The organism is Terriglobales bacterium (assembly GCA_035691485.1).
Lineage (GTDB): Bacteria > Acidobacteriota > Terriglobia > Terriglobales > Acidobacteriaceae > JAIQGF01.
The window spans coordinates 1-16391 of the sequence record DASSIZ010000103.1 but is presented as its reverse complement, the minus strand read 5'-3'; the positions used below and the strand labels follow the sequence as shown (position 1 = coordinate 16391).

17 protein-coding genes are annotated in these 16391 nt (G+C 61.9%); 3 read left to right on the top strand and 14 right to left on the bottom strand.

Annotated features, from left to right (window positions below; all coding sequences use genetic code 11):
* Positions 1–24: 24 nt before the first annotated feature.
* From trpB to VFI82_13170, 7 genes are all read right to left on the bottom strand, one after another.
* A complete protein-coding gene (trpB, locus tag VFI82_13200; protein HET7185640.1) occupies positions 25–1233 on the bottom strand; it encodes a tryptophan synthase subunit beta in 1209 nt (402 codons plus the stop codon).
* A gap of 15 nt (positions 1234–1248) precedes the next feature.
* The gene (locus VFI82_13195) at positions 1249–1950 is read right to left on the bottom strand and encodes a phosphoribosylanthranilate isomerase (protein HET7185639.1); all 702 of its coding nucleotides are present in this window, start codon (positions 1948–1950) and stop codon (positions 1249–1251) included.
* Positions 1951–1998: 48 nt separating this feature from the next.
* Positions 1999–2835, bottom strand: coding sequence for an indole-3-glycerol phosphate synthase TrpC (gene trpC, locus VFI82_13190; protein HET7185638.1), 837 nt, complete (start codon positions 2833–2835; stop codon positions 1999–2001).
* A 138-nt stretch (positions 2836–2973) separates the two neighbouring features.
* The gene (locus VFI82_13185; GenBank protein ID HET7185637.1) at positions 2974–3537 is read right to left on the bottom strand and encodes a cytochrome c; all 564 of its coding nucleotides are present in this window, start codon (positions 3535–3537) and stop codon (positions 2974–2976) included.
* Positions 3538–3574: 37 nt separating this feature from the next.
* Entirely contained in the window at positions 3575–4348 is a 774-nt protein-coding gene (locus VFI82_13180) for a hypothetical protein (protein HET7185636.1), read from the bottom strand.
* A gap of 19 nt (positions 4349–4367) precedes the next feature.
* Positions 4368–4859 carry an SAM-dependent methyltransferase gene (locus tag VFI82_13175; GenBank protein HET7185635.1) on the bottom strand — a complete coding sequence of 164 codons (492 nt, stop codon included), beginning with the start codon at positions 4857–4859 and terminating at the stop codon, positions 4368–4370.
* Positions 4860–4975: 116 nt separating this feature from the next.
* The gene (locus VFI82_13170; GenBank protein ID HET7185634.1) at positions 4976–6079 is read right to left on the bottom strand and encodes an aromatic ring-hydroxylating dioxygenase subunit alpha; all 1104 of its coding nucleotides are present in this window, start codon (positions 6077–6079) and stop codon (positions 4976–4978) included.
* A gap of 77 nt (positions 6080–6156) precedes the next feature.
* On the opposite strand from VFI82_13170, the gene VFI82_13165 reads away from it, so the two are divergent.
* Positions 6157–7578 carry an amino acid permease gene (locus VFI82_13165; protein HET7185633.1) on the top strand — a complete coding sequence of 474 codons (1422 nt, stop codon included), beginning with the start codon at positions 6157–6159 and terminating at the stop codon, positions 7576–7578.
* Positions 7579–7653: 75 nt separating this feature from the next.
* Complete coding sequence (locus VFI82_13160; GenBank protein HET7185632.1) at positions 7654–8040, top strand: hypothetical protein; 387 nt, start codon at positions 7654–7656, stop codon at positions 8038–8040.
* 10 nt (positions 8041–8050) lie between these two features.
* On the opposite strand, the gene VFI82_13155 is transcribed toward VFI82_13160, so the two are convergent.
* The 5 genes from VFI82_13155 to VFI82_13135 all read right to left on the bottom strand — a co-directional run bounded on the left by VFI82_13155 (position 8051) and on the right by VFI82_13135 (position 11288).
* Positions 8051–8746 (bottom strand): amino acid racemase, encoded by a 696-nt coding sequence (locus tag VFI82_13155; GenBank protein ID HET7185631.1) that lies wholly within the window; start codon positions 8744–8746, stop codon positions 8051–8053.
* Complete coding sequence (locus tag VFI82_13150; protein ID HET7185630.1) at positions 8743–9231, bottom strand: GNAT family N-acetyltransferase; 489 nt, start codon at positions 9229–9231, stop codon at positions 8743–8745. Before VFI82_13150 ends, VFI82_13155 begins: the two co-directional genes overlap by 4 nt.
* A gap of 34 nt (positions 9232–9265) precedes the next feature.
* Positions 9266–9775, bottom strand: a complete 510-nt coding sequence (locus VFI82_13145; GenBank protein HET7185629.1) for a protein-disulfide reductase DsbD domain-containing protein — start codon at positions 9773–9775, stop codon at positions 9266–9268.
* A gap of 83 nt (positions 9776–9858) precedes the next feature.
* A complete protein-coding gene (locus VFI82_13140; GenBank protein ID HET7185628.1) occupies positions 9859–10551 on the bottom strand; it encodes a TlpA disulfide reductase family protein in 693 nt (230 codons plus the stop codon).
* A gap of 11 nt (positions 10552–10562) precedes the next feature.
* Positions 10563–11288, bottom strand: a complete 726-nt coding sequence (locus VFI82_13135) for a cytochrome c biogenesis protein CcdA (GenBank protein HET7185627.1) — start codon at positions 11286–11288, stop codon at positions 10563–10565.
* Between the two features lie 170 nt (positions 11289–11458).
* Between VFI82_13135 and VFI82_13130 the strand changes: the two genes are divergently transcribed.
* Positions 11459–12328, top strand: coding sequence for an MBL fold metallo-hydrolase (locus tag VFI82_13130; GenBank protein HET7185626.1), 870 nt, complete (start codon positions 11459–11461; stop codon positions 12326–12328).
* A 9-nt stretch (positions 12329–12337) separates the two neighbouring features.
* On the opposite strand, the gene purF is transcribed toward VFI82_13130, so the two are convergent.
* Positions 12338–13783, bottom strand: coding sequence for an amidophosphoribosyltransferase (gene purF, locus VFI82_13125; GenBank protein ID HET7185625.1), 1446 nt, complete (start codon positions 13781–13783; stop codon positions 12338–12340).
* Between the two features lie 20 nt (positions 13784–13803).
* Positions 13804–16146, bottom strand: coding sequence for a phosphoribosylformylglycinamidine synthase subunit PurL (purL, locus tag VFI82_13120; protein ID HET7185624.1), 2343 nt, complete (start codon positions 16144–16146; stop codon positions 13804–13806).
* Between the last annotated feature and the right edge of the window lie 245 nt (positions 16147–16391).

Sequence of the window (16391 nt, the reverse complement as noted above, 5' to 3'; positions counted from 1 at the left end):
TGCAAAGCCGGCCCCCAATCAAAATCACCCGATGGATAGGTTTTCCTGCAGGATTCCCATGTCCTTATCTCCACGGCCGGAGATGTTGACGACGAGGATTTCCGATTTCTTCATTTTCGGCGCGCGTTTCAGGCATTCGGCGACGGCGTGGGCCGACTCAAGGGCCGGAATGATGCCTTCGGTGCGGGCAAGCAGAACACAGGCTTCGAGTGCCTCCTTGTCGTCGGCGGAGACGTATTCGGCGCGTCCGATGTCTTTCAGCCAGCCGTGCTCGGGACCGACGCCGGGATAATCGAGCCCGGCGGAGACGGAGTGGGTGGCGGCGATCTGGCCGGCATCGTCCTGAAGTACGTACGAATAGGTTCCCTGCAAGACGCCGGGAAAGCCGCCATGGAAGCGGGCTGCGTGTTCGCCGAGGGCACAGCCGCGTCCGCCGGCTTCGACCCCAATCAGGCGCACGCGTTTATCGTTCTTTTTCACAAACTCGTAAAAAATTCCCATGGCATTGGAGCCGCCGCCGACGCAGGCGATGATGGCGTTGGGCAGCTTCCCCGTCGCGCGGCGGATCTGAGAGCGGGTTTCGCGGCCTATGACGGACTGGAAGTCGCGCACCATGGTCGGATAAGGATGCGCGCCGAGCACGCTGCCCAGCAGGTAATGCGTGGTGCGGACATTGGTGACCCAATCGCGCATGGCTTCGTTGATGGCGTCCTTCAGCGTGCGCGAACCGGAGCTGACGCCGCGAACTTCGGCCCCGAGGAGGCGCATGCGAAAGACGTTCAACTCCTGGCGGCGCATGTCCTCGGTTCCCATGTAGACGACGCATTCCAGACCAAACAGCGCGCACACGGTCGCGGCAGCAACGCCATGCTGGCCGGCGCCGGTTTCCGCAATGATGCGGCGCTTGCCCATGCGCACGGCCAACAGCGCTTGTCCCAGACAGTTATTGATTTTGTGCGCGCCGGTATGGAGCAGGTCCTCGCGCTTCAGGTAAATGCGCCCGCCGCCAAGCTTCCCGGTAAGACGCCGGGCAAAAAAGAGCGGGGTGGGGCGCCCTGCATACTGCTTTTGAAGGTACTCGAGATCGCCCTGGAATTTCTTGTCGCGACGAGCGCGGCCGTAAGCAGTTTCGAGTTCATCGAGCGCGGCCACGAGGGTTTCCGGAACGTAGCGTCCCCCGTAGAGACCGAAGCGGCCGGAAGTCTGGGTCACGCGTTTGGCAGTTGTAGACACAGTCACAATCGCTAGTCAGGAGCCAGGAGTCGGTTCACTATCGCGTACTGCAGACACAAAGGCGCGGACCTTTGCCCGATCCTTGATGCCAGGGGAAGCTTCGACACCGGTGCAGACATCGACTCCCCAGGGTTTCAGAATGCGAACTGCTTCGGCAACATTCGCCGGCGAAAGGCCACCAGCAAGAATGACCGGTGTGCGCTGCGCAAGGGCCGGAACGAATTCGGCGGCGCGCTTCCAGTCGAAGCTGACCCCGGTGCCGCCGCGAACGAGTTCCGTGCCCTGGCCCATGCAGGCAACGCGGAGCACGGCGGAATCGAGCAGGATGCCATCCACCACGCCAGCGGAGTCGAATTCGCCGAGCGCGGCTTCGGCGCCCGGCAACACAGAGACGGCCTTGAAGACGCGCGTGCGAGCGCGGCCGTCACCGCCGCGGCGAAGGTTGCGCGCGAAATCAGGAGTCTCATCGCCGTGGAGTTGAATGATGTCGAGGCCGACTTGGCGGGCGATGGTTTCCACTCGTTCCGCGGATTCGTTGGCAAACACGCCGACCTTTTCGATGTCCCGGGGCAGGGCGGCAGCAATTTCGTGCGCGGCCTCCGGCGTTACGCGGCGTGGGCTGGAGGCGAAGACAAAGCCGACAGCATTGGCGCCGGCGTCGACTGCGGCAAGGGCGTCGTCGAGAGTGGTAGTGCCGCAGATTTTGATCCAAATCATAAAAACAGTAGCAGGGGCGAGTAGCCAGACGTCAGGAGTTATGAAAAATCATGGTTGAGCACTAATCACCGGAGATTGCGGTTTAGATTCCACCGATTTCGCCTCCGCCAGCAATTGTTTGAGAGCTTCGCCGGGGAACTCGGCGCGCATGAGCGATTCGCCGATCAAAAAAGCTTCATAGCCGGCATCGCGAAGGCGGCGGATGTCGGTGCCGGATCCGATGCCGCTTTCCGCCACTTTGAGCACGCCGGGAGGAATGTTTCGGCCCAGCCGTAGCGCGGTATTCAGGTCCACTTGGAAGGTGCGCAGGTCGCGACTGTTCACCCCGATGATGTCGCAGCCAAGGTCGAGAGCGCGGCCAAGTTCGTCTTCGTCGTGGACCTCGCAGAGCACGTCGAGCGAGAACTCGCGGGCGACCGCGTGCAGGCGGCGGAGTTCCGTCGCGGTAAGCGCAGCGACGATCAGCAGCACCGCGTCGGCATGATTGGCGCGCGATTCCAGCAGCTGAAATTCGTCGATGATGAAGTCCTTGCGCAGGCAAGGAAGGTCCACGGCGGCAGAAGCCTCGCACAGGCAGGCGAGCGAGCCTTGAAAATATTCTTCGTCAGTGAGGACGGACAGGGCGGCGGCACCGGCGGAAGCAAGTTGGTAGGCCAGGTCGCAGACATGGAAGCTGCCGCGGATCACCCCGCGCGAAGGCGAGGCTTTCTTTAATTCCGCGACCACGGCGGGAGCCCCGGCAGCAGCGCGGCGCACTGCGGAAGCGAAGCCGCGAGGAACGTGTTCAGCGGCGCGGCGAGCCAGATCGGCGCGGTTGGCCAGAGGCTTGGCGGAAGCGACACGCCGGCGCGCCGAAGCTACGATCTGGTCCAAGGTCGTGGGCATCGTGAACCATTGATTATAGCTGTTGGCTGGTAGGCGAACCGGGCAATTCAAAGTCGGGTAATTCTGGAATTGCCGGATCCGCGGGCGATGTTTCCCGCCTCACATGGCCCGCAACATATCTTCCAAGCCTGCCCAAGGTCAGTCGTGGTCGTGCTGATGTTCGCCGCCGGCGCGGCCAGTGGGCGCGCTCATCTGGATGGCGCCACCGAGTTCCTTCTGGGCAGCGGCGGGCAGCTTGTCGGCATTCTTCAACAGCCAGCTGACCTGCCATAGTTGCGTTTCCGAGAGCGAAGGTTTGAAGGCAGGCATACCGGTCAGGCGGATGCCATTGGCTACCTTCCAGTAAGTTTCGCCGGGAGGATCGTCGGTGACGCCGTGTCCTTTAAACAGCTGCGGCGGCTTGGGGTACTCGCCCTTGGCAACCGGGCTTTGCTCGCCGCCGGGAAGACCGTGGCAGACGGCGCAATTCATTTTGTAGGTGGCGGCGCCGGCCAGGTAAGTCGCCTCGTCGGGCTGGAAGGGGGCATTCTTCGGCGCTTCCTTGTCCACGCGCGCGTTGAGTGCCTTGTTGGCCATGGCTGTTTCGAACGGCATGGCTTGGGCGGAAGTGGCGACCGGCGCATAACCACCAGCAAAGTAGATGTACGCACCGGCGGCAAGGACGAGCAGGGTGATGATCACGCCGAAGATAAAGCCTTTCATTGTTCTTCTCCGAGAACGACGGTCAAACCGTTACCAGCTATTTTTTTTTCATGAACCGGTAGCCGATGATCATTTTCAAAATCAAGCGGTCGGTCGAACGTGTCGTGCCTACCCCGGCGCCGGCATTGAATTCCCAGTTCGGCGACAAATTCAAATCCACGGTCGGAAAAATCTGCTGCTGTTGCTCGGCGAGGGGATCGAAGTTTCCGATCGGCCCGAGCGAACCATAGTATTCCAGGCCCACCGCCACCTTCCGGGTCAGGTCATAACTGAACTTGACGTTGGGCGAGAAGTCGAAACCCTTGTTTGCATTCACTCCGACCAGGGATTTCCCAATCGTCGGATTGAAGGCAAGGTACCAAGGGCCAATTTTTTTGTCCACAATAGGCCGTATTTCGAGGGTCCACGTATCCAGGGAAATGATGCGGCGCTGCCAACCGAATTCGGTGGAAAGGCTCACACCCACCGGCCAACGCCACGATTCCGGAACACGAACGCGCGGGCGGATGTGGGAACCGACGTATTCCCATCCGTAGCCGGAATGGGCATAGGTAAAGATGTAAAACCCGGTTTCCATCCAGTTCGTCCAGCCGTGAGTGATTTCAATCGTTTCGTGCAGGGCATGGTCGGTGGGGCGAAGGCCTTGCTGTGACGCCCCCCCGATCGGGGTGAAGTTGGTGTGGAACTCGACCATGGTCGCGCCGGGCTCAACAGTGTCGGAGGCATATACCTGGATTTCATAATTATCCTGCGCCAGCGCCGGAAAACAGAGGCAGAGCGCGGCAACAGCAACGAGCAGGAGTCGCGACATGGTCATGGATTCGATGTGGCTAAGGCTTGCGAGTTGCCCGATTTTGCGGGCGCCAGTAGGTTGTGGCAAGTTCGCGCGCCCATGCAGGCTCGCGAATTTCGCCGCGCGCACCCATGACCGACATCCAGGGCTTGATGTCGAGAACGGGAGTGCCGTCGATGGCGTCGAGGTCTTCCACCACGATAGCGAGACCCTGGACGCTGACCAGGCGGCAGACCGTGGACCCGATACGGCTGGGGCGCATGCGGGCGCGCTGGCCGAAGATGCCGACCTCGGGCCAGTCGGCTCGATTGCGTGGGTGCCGGGCGGCAGTGACAATTTCCGACTCATCCAGCTGGTGGAAGTAGAAGAGGATTTCGACGTGGGAAAAGTCCTGCAAGCCACGCAACGATTCAGCGGTGAAGCGCGCGGCATCGAGCTCGATGCGCGCGGTGAGCCCGCCGAAAACTTCGTCGAGGGGCTCGCGGATCGCGGAGTGGACGGTGGCGATGGGGATAAGGGTGATGTTCATTGGCGTTCTCAATGCCCGGTCTCTGTGTACAAGACCCAGATTGCTCGCGGCTAAGCCCCTTGCAATCGCAATCAATAAGCGGACGGCCTGCTCGTCGCGAGGGTCTGTGCTACAGCTCAGCTTACGGCGTTCCCGGCTAGCGCCGCCGCGTAGAGCCGGTGAAAATGATAAAGGCCCTGCTCCTGCTTGACACTGTAGCGGCCTCGGGAATAGCTGCGGGACTTCAGATTGCGGTACACGACCTCGCAGATGTGTCCATCCTCGCTTTGAATTTCATCGCTGAAGCGGAAAGTGCTTTCCGGAGCCCCGGTGCTCATTAGCTCGGGCGGGAAGAACCACGCAAAGATAGCGACGCAGCGCTCCGGGCCCAGGGGCAGGACGATGTTGAGTGACATATTGTCGGGATAGCAGTTCAACATCCAGTTGGGAAAAATCCAGTAATACTCCGCGGCCAGATCGCCGCGAGATTGCGCGTAGCGGCGCGAAACGCCCGACTCGTTCTCCGGGCCGCGAATGGGCGACGACTGCAGGGAGTGGCGCGGGAAGATGGCGGTCACGTACTGGCTGTAGTCAAGCTCGCGATTCAGGCTGGGGTGCACGGAAGGAAGGTGATAACCCTCAAGATAGTTGTCGATGTAGACCTTCCAGTTGCACTCCATGACGTAGTCGTGGCGCTTGTAGAACCGCATGTGCGAGAAATCGAACTTGGCGGCCTGCGCGGGGAGTTCGCCGAGCGCGGTGAGCAGCGGTTCGGCGCCGGGATCGAGATTGACGAAGACGAGGCCTTCCCATTCAGCGGCGGGGAAGGAGCGAAGCGCGAAGTCGGAGTGCGAGAACTCGCAGGCGCCTTCCATCTCGGGTGCATTGAGAAGCTTTCCCTCCAAAGAGTAGGTCCAGCCGTGGTAGCCGCAGCGAAAGACCTTGCGCGATCCGCAATTCTCGGCAACCGGACCGGCTCGATGCCGGCAAACGTTGTAGAAACCGCGCAGGCTGCCGGAAGAGTCGCGGGTAATCAGAAGCGGTTCGCCGCCAAGGTCGAAGGTGAAGTAATCGCCGGCAGCAGCGACCTGCTCGCGCCATCCCACGCACTGCCAGGTGCGCCAAAAGAGACGCTCGCACTCAAGGCGGTAGATGGCGGGGTCAAAATAATGCTCTGACGAAAGCGTGTAGGCACGCTCAATGCCGGGCGCGATCTCCGCCGCCTTGACGCTGTCCGACATCTGCGGATAACCTCCGGACTCATTATCCGGTTTCCAGTTTCGAGTTGCCAGACAAAGCAGGGCCGGGCGAGGTGCGATTGCAACCCGCGAAGCAGGAAACGGCCGGGCTGGTGCGCGGGCTTTCAGCATGGGATGGCGTGCTGCTGGTGATCGGCGGGGTCATCGGCAGCGCGATTTTTCTTGTGCCCAAGGATGTGGCGGCAGCGGCGCCCGCGCCGCCGCTATTTCTGGGGCTGTGGGTGGCCGGGGGAGTGCTGGCGCTGATGGGCGCGCTGGTATTTTCCGAACTGGGAGCGATGTTTCCGGAAGCCGGCGGCCAGTACGTGTACCTGCGCGAAGCTTTCGGCGACCTGGCGGCGTTCCTCTACGGCTGGCTCATGTTTGTCGCGGGCAACACGGGCGGCATCGCCACTATTGCGGTCGCCTTCGCCGTTTACCTGGGCAAAGTAGCGCCGCCGCTGCAGGCGGGAATCGCGGTGGTATCACTGCCCGGACTGGGGTGGAGGTCCGGCCATCTTGCGCAGACATCGTGGGCATTGACGCGTGGCGACGTGGTGGCGTTGGCGGCCATAGTCCTGCTGACCTTGATCAACGCGCGCGGATTGCGTCCGGCGGTACTGCTGCAAAACGTGACCACGTGGATGAAGTACGCGGCGATGGCGGCGTTCATTGTCCTCGGATTCGCGGTGGGCAAAGGCTCGTGGTCGCACTTCCGGATGAGCGGTATGCAGGAAGCGCTGGCTGGCGGGGTGAGCCCTTTCCTGTCGGCCATGGGAGTGGCTTTCATCGCCGTGATGTGGGCGTATGAAGGCTGGGTATATGTGGCCTGGGTAGCGGGTGAGATGCGCAGGCCGGAGCGCACGGTGCCGCGCGCTCTGATCGCGGGCGTCCTCAGCGTGACGCTGATTTATTGCGCTATCAACGCGGCATACCTGTACGCGCTGCCCACCACGAGCATAGCGACCCAGGAGGCGATCGGTCAGGCGGCGGCGCAAGCCTTATTTTCGCCGGTGGTGGCGTTCTGGCTGACGGCCGTAATTGCGATTTCCTGTTTCAGCGCCACCTCCAGCAATATTCTTGCCGGGGCGCGTATTTCCTACGCCATGGGACACGACGGGCTGTTCTTCCAGCGCATGGCGAACGTTCACCCCAGATATCGGACGCCGGCGTTTGCGCTGGTCGCGCAGGGCGTGCTCGCCTGCGTGTTTGCTCTCTCCGGAACCTACGACCAGTTGTTCACCTACACCGTGTTCGGAATGATCCTCTCCTACGCGGCGACGGTGGGCGCGCTCTTCGTGTTGCGGCGGACGCGGGCGGAAATTCCGCGTCCCTACCGCTGCTGGGGATATCCCTGGCTGCCCGCCCTCTACGTACTGCTGATTGCCGGATGGCTGGCGAACACCACCTTCGAGCGGCCCAAGGAGGCGGTCTCCTGCATGCTACTTTCCGCCATTGGACTGCCGGGGTATTTCTATTGGCACAGATTGAAGCGCAGGTAGCGATGACCATCAACGAGTCCTACAAATCGTGGAAGTGACGTAAGGAATCGTGGCTATCGGGTGCGAGGAACCGGTATGACGAAAGCTCTAGGGCTGATTGGGCTGCTGATCGCGCTGGCGATCGGCTGGTACGTATACACGCAGCAGGCACAAACGGTTTCCTCGGCGGCGGGAGGCCCTACGCCGAAGGCCGCGATCGACGTGACCGGAGTGCGCAACGACCTGCTGTCGTTCGCCAATGCAGAGAAACAGCAATACGCGCTGGAAGGAAAATACCTGTCGCTGGATGAATTGCGGTCGAAGGGAACGGCGCTGCCGCAGGACCGCCGCGGTCCCTACAGCTATTCAGCGGAGGTCAGCGCGACCAGCTTCCGCATCACCGCCACCTATTCCGGTCCGGAAATGCCGGGCACACCGAAGTTGTTAAGCGTTGGCGAAACCATGCAGGTCGAAACGCAATAGGCAGGAAGTTTCAGGAAAGCAACTCTAGTACCGCACGCTCGACGTGGATCTTGGTGGTGTCGAGAAACGAAATGCCGGCGCGGTCCTGGACCTCGCGCAAAATCAGCGGCAGCTCGGTGCCGGCCAGAATGATCCCCTGGATGCCCTCGCGTTCCTTCATCTTCTCCACAATTGCGAACAATCCGTCGCGCGTCGCCGGAAGAAAAATATTCTTGAGCAGCTCGTGGATGTACTTGTCGTGAATGAACGCCTGTTCTTCATTGCCCGGAACCACCAATTCAATGCCGGCGCGCGCGAACACATCCGGGTAGAAGCGTCCGCGCATGGTGAAGCCCGTCCCGAGGAGCGCGAGCTTGGTGAGCCCGAGCCGCTGCGCCTCGCCGCAAGTCGCTTCGACAATGCTGATCAAAGGAATAGGCGACCCCCGCTGCACCGGGTCGAAAACTATGTGCGGCGTGTTGGCGGCGATCAGTGCAAAGTCGGCGCCCGCCCGGGCCAGAGCCTCAACCGCATCCGCAAGGTAGCCGGCAAGCTCGTCAAGCTTGTTGGCGTCGAGGAGGGAGATGCCATAGTCCACGTCGAGGCTGTTGATCAGAATGGCGGGAGACGCACCGGGGCGGCGCTCGCGGCAGGCAGCGAGGATGAAGCGGTAGTACTCGATCGTCGATTCAGGGCCGAGACCGCCGACAATGCCAAGGGTCTTCATGGCTTGGAGATTACCTTGGCGTACTCGAACAACGGCATGCCAAAGAAATCCGCGACACATCCGGTGCGCCGGTAGCCGTTGTTTTCGTAGAAGCGCATGGCGCGCTGGAGAGGCTCGGTGGTATCGAGCGTAATCCGGGTGCAGGACTGGCGGCGAAGCGCGGCCTCCGCGGTCTCGAGCAGCTGGGCGGCGACGCCCCGTCCCTGCCAGTCCGGCAGGACCGCCATGCCGCGCAGATGGCCCTCGCCGGAGGGCAGCGCCTGGCAGCCGATGGTTCCGACGATTTCTCCCGCTTCACTAACGGCCACGAACAGCGACATGGAAGCCATGCGATTTTGAATGGTATTCGCGTCGAGGACGGTGTCCCTGTATGCATTGGGGGTGTACCGGGCGCGGTAAGGTTCGAATGCGGAGGCCAGACAGGCGAGGATGGCGCCGGCATCGGCAGCGGTGGCGCGACGAATTGAGAACGGCGTGTCAGCCATCGCGGCCTGCACACGCGAGGGCGCGTGCCTAAAATTACTGGTGAACGTGCGGGCTTTGCGCCGGGTTGCGGCGATGTCTCCCGGTGCTGGCGGCCTTGCCGATTTTGACGTCGAAGGCAACCGGAAGCTGTCCCGGCGGATAGCAGGCGCGATCATCGCAGGCTTGGTATTTCAGCAATCCCTTCACACGATAGGTGCCCGGCGGCGTGGTGCGCGCGGCGCGTACCAGCGCCGAGACGGCGAAGTCGCCAGTGTAAACGTTCAGCTTTTCTCCCGGGGAAAACGGGAAGCTGCGGTCTTCTCCCGGGGGATAGGTGGTGGCTACATAAATGTTTGTCGGCGGACTGACACTGAGAGCGGTTGGGATGAGCAACTCGGAATTCGGCTTGTTGGAATTAATGTGATAGCCGGGCGTGACGCGGAATGGAAGCTCGACGGTAGCGGATTTTCCCGCTGGAATGGTGACCTTCGTGACCGGAGCCGCGGTGACACGCTGCGTAGCCGGTGGCTTGGATTTTTCGACCTGGGAAAACCCTGAGGACAAGAGGAGCAACGCGGCGCAAGCGGGAAGAAGCGCTCTCCGGACACTCGCCTTGAAAGCAGGTGCGACCCAACCATGACCATTCATCAGCGAGCTGCTCCCGCGGCCGGCGCGGTATTTTGAGCGACGGCAGGTCCCTGATTCAACGCGGCGCGCACGTTGTCTTCAATTTCCTTGTGGCTCACCAGCCCAAAAACCCGGGTCACGATTTTGCCGTCTCGGCCGATGTAGAAAGTGGTGGGCAGCGCGTCAACCCCGCCATACTGATCCGCAACCTTATCGTTCCCGAGCAGCACGGTGTAATTGAGGCCCATCTCCTTGGCGAACTTGGCCACCGCATCGTGAGCATTGCCTTCATCCATGGCCACGCCTACGACCTGTAATCCCTGCGGCCCGTATTGCTTCTGCAGATCGACAAACCACGGCATCTCTATTTTGCAAGGCGGGCACCAGGTGGCCCAGAAATTCAGCAATACCGCCTTGCCGCGCAAGTCGGCGAGGCGAACGTTGCGGCCCTCGAGGTCCACGAGTTGAAAATCGGGCGCGGGACGGCCCTTCACATTGTTGTTGCTGCCCGAGATGGTCGCGCCCGGGGTTTGCGGCCTGGTCAGGTGCTTACCGGCGATCAGCATGCCGGCGATGACGAGCACGACGACAACGATGACGGTGGCGTCGCGCCTCACGCCGCTGGATGACGCCGCAGCCTGTGGAGGCGGCGGGACGAGTCCCGGGCCACGTTCTTCTTTCGTATCCGACGGGTTGGTTGACGGTTGATTCAATTACGACCTCATTACAACGCAAAACGGTTCAGAAATGACAGATAACCGGAGAGCACGGTGAAGCGCCCGGTCAGCACCAGGGCGCCGATCACGATCAGCAGAACGCCGCTGACCACTTCCACGGCGTGCAGGTGGCGACGGAAACGGCTGTAGAAGGCAAGGAAGCGATCGACGCCGAGCGAAGTCAGCAGAAAGGGGACGGCCAGGCCGGCGGAATAAACCGCCAGCAGCGCCATGCCCTTGGCGACCGTTTCCTCGGCGGCGGCCAGCGTCAGGATGCCTGCCAGGATGGGGCCAATGCACGGCGTCCAGCCGAAGGCGAATGCAAAGCCGACCAGAAAAGCGCCCAGGGGCGAACTTCCGCCCTTCACGTCATGCATGCGCTTGTCGGCATAGAGCGCTTTGATCTTCAGCAACCCCGTAAGGTGCAAGCCGAAGACGATGATGACGATGCCGGCAACGAATGTCAGGTCGCGGCGAAAGCGGCCCAGGACTTGACCCAGGACTGTCGCACCCGCCCCCAGCAGGATGAAAACGATGCTGAAGCCGAGAATAAAGGTGACGGAGTGGAGCATGACCGTGCGCAGGGCGCGACGGTTGTCCTGGTTTTCCAGGGTTCCCGCGCCGGCGCCGGAAATCAGCGAAACATAGCCGGGCACCAGCGGCAGCACGCATGGCGACAGAAACGAGAGTAGGCCCGCGATAAACGCCGCGATGGGAAGGGGTGTTCCGGACACGTAGACTATTTTACCTTTCCTGCTGATTCGATGTGCAAAGAAGCAGGGCGTTACAAAAGTCGCAGGGGGTGGCTGGTAGCTCGGTCATAGGTTCATGCCAAACAACCGCCGCCCAACTCCAACTATCAGCTACCAACGTCCAAACGGGACAAGTTTTCATCTGTATAACCATGGCCCAGATTGAACGCAGGCTGGCGGGCAACGTGTCCGGCGACTTTTACGTGGACGAGAGCTGCATTGATTGCGATGCCTGCCGGCAGATTGCGCCTGCCGTGTTTCGCGAGGACGGCGAGCATTCGGTGGTGTTCCACCAGCCGAGCGATCCCGGACAACTGCATCGGGCGCTGATGGCGCTCGTGGCGTGCCCGACGGCCTCGATCGGCACGGTGTCGCACCGCGATGCGCGGCAAGGCGTGGAGGCGTTTCCCACCCATGTCGTGGATAACGTGTATTTCTGCGGATTCACAGCCGAATCGAGTTTTGGCGCCTGGGCATACTTGGTGGTGCGTCCGGAGGGCAACGTGCTGGTGGACTCCCCACGGTTCACCGCACCACTGGTGCGCAGGATGGAAGAAATGGGCGGGGTGAAACTCATGTTCCTGTCACACCAGGATGACATCGCCGACCACGCGAAATTCGCCGCCCACTTCCATTGTCCGCGGATCATGCATGAGAGCGATGGCGCAGCACGGCGCGGCATCGAGCAAGTAATTGCGGGCGCCGATCCGGCGCGAATTGATGATGACCTGCTGGTTGTGCCGACGCCGGGACACACGCGCGGGCACCAGGTACTGCTCTACCGCGACAAGATTCTGTTTACCGGGGATCACCTGGCATGGGACCCGGACGAACAGACGCTGACCGCATTTCGCGGCGCCTGCTGGTACTCCTGGGCGGAGCAGACGCGATCGATGGAGCGCTTGTTGGAGTACCGGTTCGAGTGGGTGCTCCCGGGTCATGGACGGATCGGACAGGGGAGCGCGGAGACGATGCACCGCCACCTGGAGCGTTGCGTGCACTGGATGAAGGCGAGTGGCTAGCGTGTCGCGCTAGTCTGCGTTAACGTTTTCGTTCTCGAAGATAGCCGGCTTGACGTCGTCGATGGCAACGAAGTCGGTGGGATACTCGCCGGTATAGCAGGCAGTGCAGTAGTTGGTCTGCTCGCCTTCGCCGCAGGCCGTTTTCAATCCTTCCAGCGACACGTAAGCGAGGGAGTCGCCGCCGATGAACTGGCGGATTTCTTCCACGCTCTTGTTGGCGGCTATCAACTGCCGCTTCGACGGAGTGTCCACGCCGTAATAGCAGGGCGAAATGGTCGGTGGGCAGGAAATACGCATGTGGACTTCGCGGGCGCCGGCATTGCGGACCAGGCGCACGATCTTGCGGCTCGTCGTGCCGCGAACGATGGAATCATCGATCAGGACGACGCGCTTGCCAGCGAGCACGCTGCGCACCGGGTTGAGCTTGAGCTTGACGCCGAAGTCACGGACCCGCTGCTCGGGTTCGATGAAGGTACGCCCGACGTAGTGGCTGCGGATGAGTCCGACCCGGAAAGGTAAGCCGCTTTCGGCCGCGTACCCGATGGCGGCGGGCACACCCGAGTCCGGCACCGCGACAACGATGTCGGCATCGACGGGCGCTTCGCGGGCAAGCTGGCGGCCGAGGGCTTCTCGGCTGTCGTTTACCGTGCGGCCAAAAACAAAACTATCAGGGCGCGAGAAGTAAACGTGCTCGAAGATGCAGGCCGACTGCGGTGCCGCGGGTGCGTAGAAACGAGACTGGATTCCCTCCGGACCGACCACCACCAGTTCGCCCGGCCTGACGTCGCGCTCAAAGGTGGCGCCGATCAGGTCGAAAGCAGTGCTCTCCGAGGCGAAAGCAACGGCGTCGTTCACGCGCGTGCCGCTGGCCGGAATGCGCCCCACGGAAAGCGGACGAAAGCCGCGCGGGTCGCGGGCGGCGAAGATGCGGTCGCGAGTCAGAATGACCAGGGAAAAAGCGCCATCAATGCGGCGGAGCGCGTCGGCGATGGCGTCGGGCAGCGCCTGCTCGCGGGAATGCGCGATCAGGTGCACGATGACCTCGGTATCGCTCGTGGTCTGGAAGATGGAGCCTTCGGATTCTAGGCGCGCGCGAATGTCGCTGGCATTGACCAGGTTGCCGTTGTGCGCGACCGCGATCATGCCCTTGTTGCAGTCCACCCGAATAGGCTGCGCGTTGAGCAGGGCGGAGTCGCCGGTGGTCGAATAGCGCGTGTGTCCGATGGCGAGCGCCCCCGGAAGTCCGGCGAGCACGGCCGCGGTAAAGATATCGCCTACCAGGCCCATGGCGCGGTGGACACGAATGTTGGAGCCGTCGGAAGCAGCGATGCCGGCCGATTCCTGCCCGCGGTGCTGCAGAGCGTGCAGGCCAAGATAGGCGAGGGTCGAGGCTTCGGGATGGCCGTAGATGGCGACCACGCCACACTCTTCGCGGAATTTGTCCAAAGCAGCCATTCGCTTTTAGCTCTTAGCCTTTAGCTCTTCTGCAAAATCTCCGGCACCAGGCGCTCTTCGGTTTCCGAGTGCAGCGCGCGTTCTAAAGTGTGCTCCCAGGCATCTTTCAACCGTGAAACCGGCGCCGACACCACGACCTGGCCATCCACAACAATTTCCAGATTTTCAGATTGCGTGATGCCGATCGGGAGAGCAGCCACACCACATTTTACCGCCATTTCTTTGATTCTCGGCACATTCTCGCGGATACAGGAGATCACGATCCGGCTGGCATCCTCGCCGAACAACACGTACTCGGGATGGAGGTCCTCGCTGCCCAGACTGTCGCGGCTCAGGTCCAGGCGGGCGCCGATTTCGCGCGGGAAGCACGACCGGGCCAATGCAACCGCAAGACCGCCATCGGAGCAGTCATGCGCGCTTTCAACCAGTCCCTGTCCGATAAGCTCGATGATGCAGTCCTGCACCGCTTTTTCCTTTTCCAGTTCCAGCGCCGGCGGGAAGCCCCAAACCTCGCCCAGGATTTCTTTTGCGTACTCGGAGGAGCCGAACTCAACTTCGGCGTCCACCGCGTCGCCAGGTTCGGAGCCGCGGAGCAGAATGATGGCGCAGCCGGTATCGCGGAAGTCGTGGGTCATGCCGCGATCGACATGATCGATCAGGCCGACGATGCCAACCACCGGCGTGGGATAGATTCCCTCGCCCAGGGTTTCGTTATAGAAGCTGACGTTGCCGCCGGTAATGGGGGTTTCCAGTTCCTCGCATGCCTTGGTGATGCCGTCCACGACCTGCGAGAACTGCCACATGATGTGCGGCTTCTCCGGGTTGCCGAAGTTGAGGCAATTGGTGGCGCCGATGGGACGCGCGCCGGCACAGGCAACATTGCGCGCCGCCTCGGCGACAGCGTGCATGGCGCCCAGCTTGGGATCGAGCCAGCACCAGCGTCCGTTGCCGTCGAGCGACATCGCCAGGCCCCGTTCGGTGCCCTTAACGCGAATCACGCCGGCATCGCCGCCGGGCCGCTGCGTACCCACCAGTTGAACGTAGCTTTCGTACTGCTCCGTGATCCCGCGCTTGCTGCAGATGTTCGGCGACGCCAGCAGCCGCTCCAAGTTCGCCGTCAAATCTTCTTCCATGCCGATGCGCACTCGCTCTGGAATCTCGCGCGCCACCGGCACTTCCCACCTTTCCAGCGGACGCTTGTACAACGGCGCTTCGTCGGTGAGGGCGTCATTGGGAATATCGGCGACGATTTCACCATGATCGAGCACGCGCATGCGGCCGTCATTGGTGACGCGCCCCACGGTGGAAGCATCCAGCCCCCACTTGCGGAACACGGCGAAGACCTCTTCTTCCCTGCCTCTTTCCGCGACCAGCAGCATGCGCTCCTGCGATTCGCTGAGCATGATCTCGTAGGGAGTCATGCCGGTTTCGCGCTGCGGCACCAGGTCAAGTTCGATTTCCAGGCCAACCTGCCCGCGCGCGCCCATCTCGCAGGTGGAGCAGGTAAGCCCGGCCGCGCCCATGTCCTGGATGCCGACAACGGCTCCGGTTTCCATTGCCTCTAAGCACGCCTCCAGCAGCAACTTCTCCAGGAACGGGTCGCCCACCTGCACGTTGGGACGCTTCTGCTCGCTGGTCTCGCTGAATTCCTCGCTGGCCATGGTGGCGCCATGAATGCCGTCGCGCCCGGTTTTGGAGCCCACGTAAATCACCGGGTTCCCTTCGCCTGCCGCGCGCGCATAAAAAATCTTGTCGCGGCGTACGAGCCCGAGCGCGAAGGCATTGACCAGCGGATTCTGCGAGTAGCTGGGTTCGAATTTGGTTTCGCCGCCGAGGTTAGGGACACCGAAGCAGTTGCCGTAACTGGCGATTCCGCTCACGACGCCTTCCAGGATGGCGTGGTTGCGATGCACGGTCTTGAGATCGTTCTCGCCCTGAACCGGCCCGATGGGGCCGAAGCGTAGCGAATCCATCACGGCCACCGGCCGGGCGCCCATGGTGAAGATGTCGCGCAGGATTCCCCCGACGCCGGTCGCTGCGCCCTGGAACGGCTCGATGAAGGAAGGATGATTGTGCGACTCGATCTTGAAGGCGCAGGCCCAGCCCTCGCCGATGTCGAGAATGCCCGCGTTTTCGCCCGGACCCTGCACCACGCGGCGGCTGCGCGTCGGCAAGCGCTTGAGGTGCACGCGCGAAGACTTGTAAGAGCAGTGCTCGCTCCACATCACGCTGAAGATACCCAGTTCGGTGATGGTCGGCTCGCGTCCGCCGAGAAGGTGCTTGATCTTTTCGTACTCCTCGGGAGTGAGCCCGTGGTCGCGCACAATTTCCGAGGTGACGGCGGTAGGAACTGCGGTAGGCATATGGGAAATTCTATTGTCGCATGCGCGGCAGCCGCTGACCACGGATTGTTCAATCGTGAGCCCGCCGCTCTGTGTTGATATTGCCGACGACCAACGGCCAAAGAGCAAGCGCTGCTTCTATACTGCTGTTAATGAAATCGGTGATCGTAGGCACGGCCGGGCACATCGACCACGGTAAAACCGCTTTGGTTAAGGCGCTTACCGGGATTGATGCCGACCGCCTGGAAGAAGAAAAGCGCCGCGGG

Bases quoted from the DNA above. Each gene is read 5' to 3' on its own strand.
- purF (HET7185625.1), bottom strand. From the start codon at position 13,783: ATGGCTGCTTTGGACAAATTCCGCGAAGAGTGTGGCGTGGTCGCCATC.
- VFI82_13160 (HET7185632.1), top strand. From the start codon at position 7,654: ATGACGAAAGCTCTAGGGCTGATTGGGCTGCTGATCGCGCTGGCGATC.
- VFI82_13170 (HET7185634.1), bottom strand. From the start codon at position 6,079: ATGTCGGACAGCGTCAAGGCGGCGGAGATCGCGCCCGGCATTGAGCGT.
- VFI82_13175 (HET7185635.1), bottom strand. From the start codon at position 4,859: ATGAACATCACCCTTATCCCCATCGCCACCGTCCACTCCGCGATCCGC.
- purL (HET7185624.1), bottom strand. From the start codon at position 16,146: ATGCCTACCGCAGTTCCTACCGCCGTCACCTCGGAAATTGTGCGCGAC.
- VFI82_13185 (HET7185637.1), bottom strand. From the start codon at position 3,537: ATGAAAGGCTTTATCTTCGGCGTGATCATCACCCTGCTCGTCCTTGCC.
- VFI82_13155 (HET7185631.1), bottom strand. From the start codon at position 8,746: ATGAAGACCCTTGGCATTGTCGGCGGTCTCGGCCCTGAATCGACGATC.
- VFI82_13150 (HET7185630.1), bottom strand. From the start codon at position 9,231: ATGGCTGACACGCCGTTCTCAATTCGTCGCGCCACCGCTGCCGATGCC.
- VFI82_13180 (HET7185636.1), bottom strand. From the start codon at position 4,348: ATGTCGCGACTCCTGCTCGTTGCTGTTGCCGCGCTCTGCCTCTGTTTT.
- trpC (HET7185638.1), bottom strand. From the start codon at position 2,835: ATGCCCACGACCTTGGACCAGATCGTAGCTTCGGCGCGCCGGCGTGTC.
- VFI82_13195 (HET7185639.1), bottom strand. From the start codon at position 1,950: ATGATTTGGATCAAAATCTGCGGCACTACCACTCTCGACGACGCCCTT.
- VFI82_13130 (HET7185626.1), top strand. From the start codon at position 11,459: ATGGCCCAGATTGAACGCAGGCTGGCGGGCAACGTGTCCGGCGACTTT.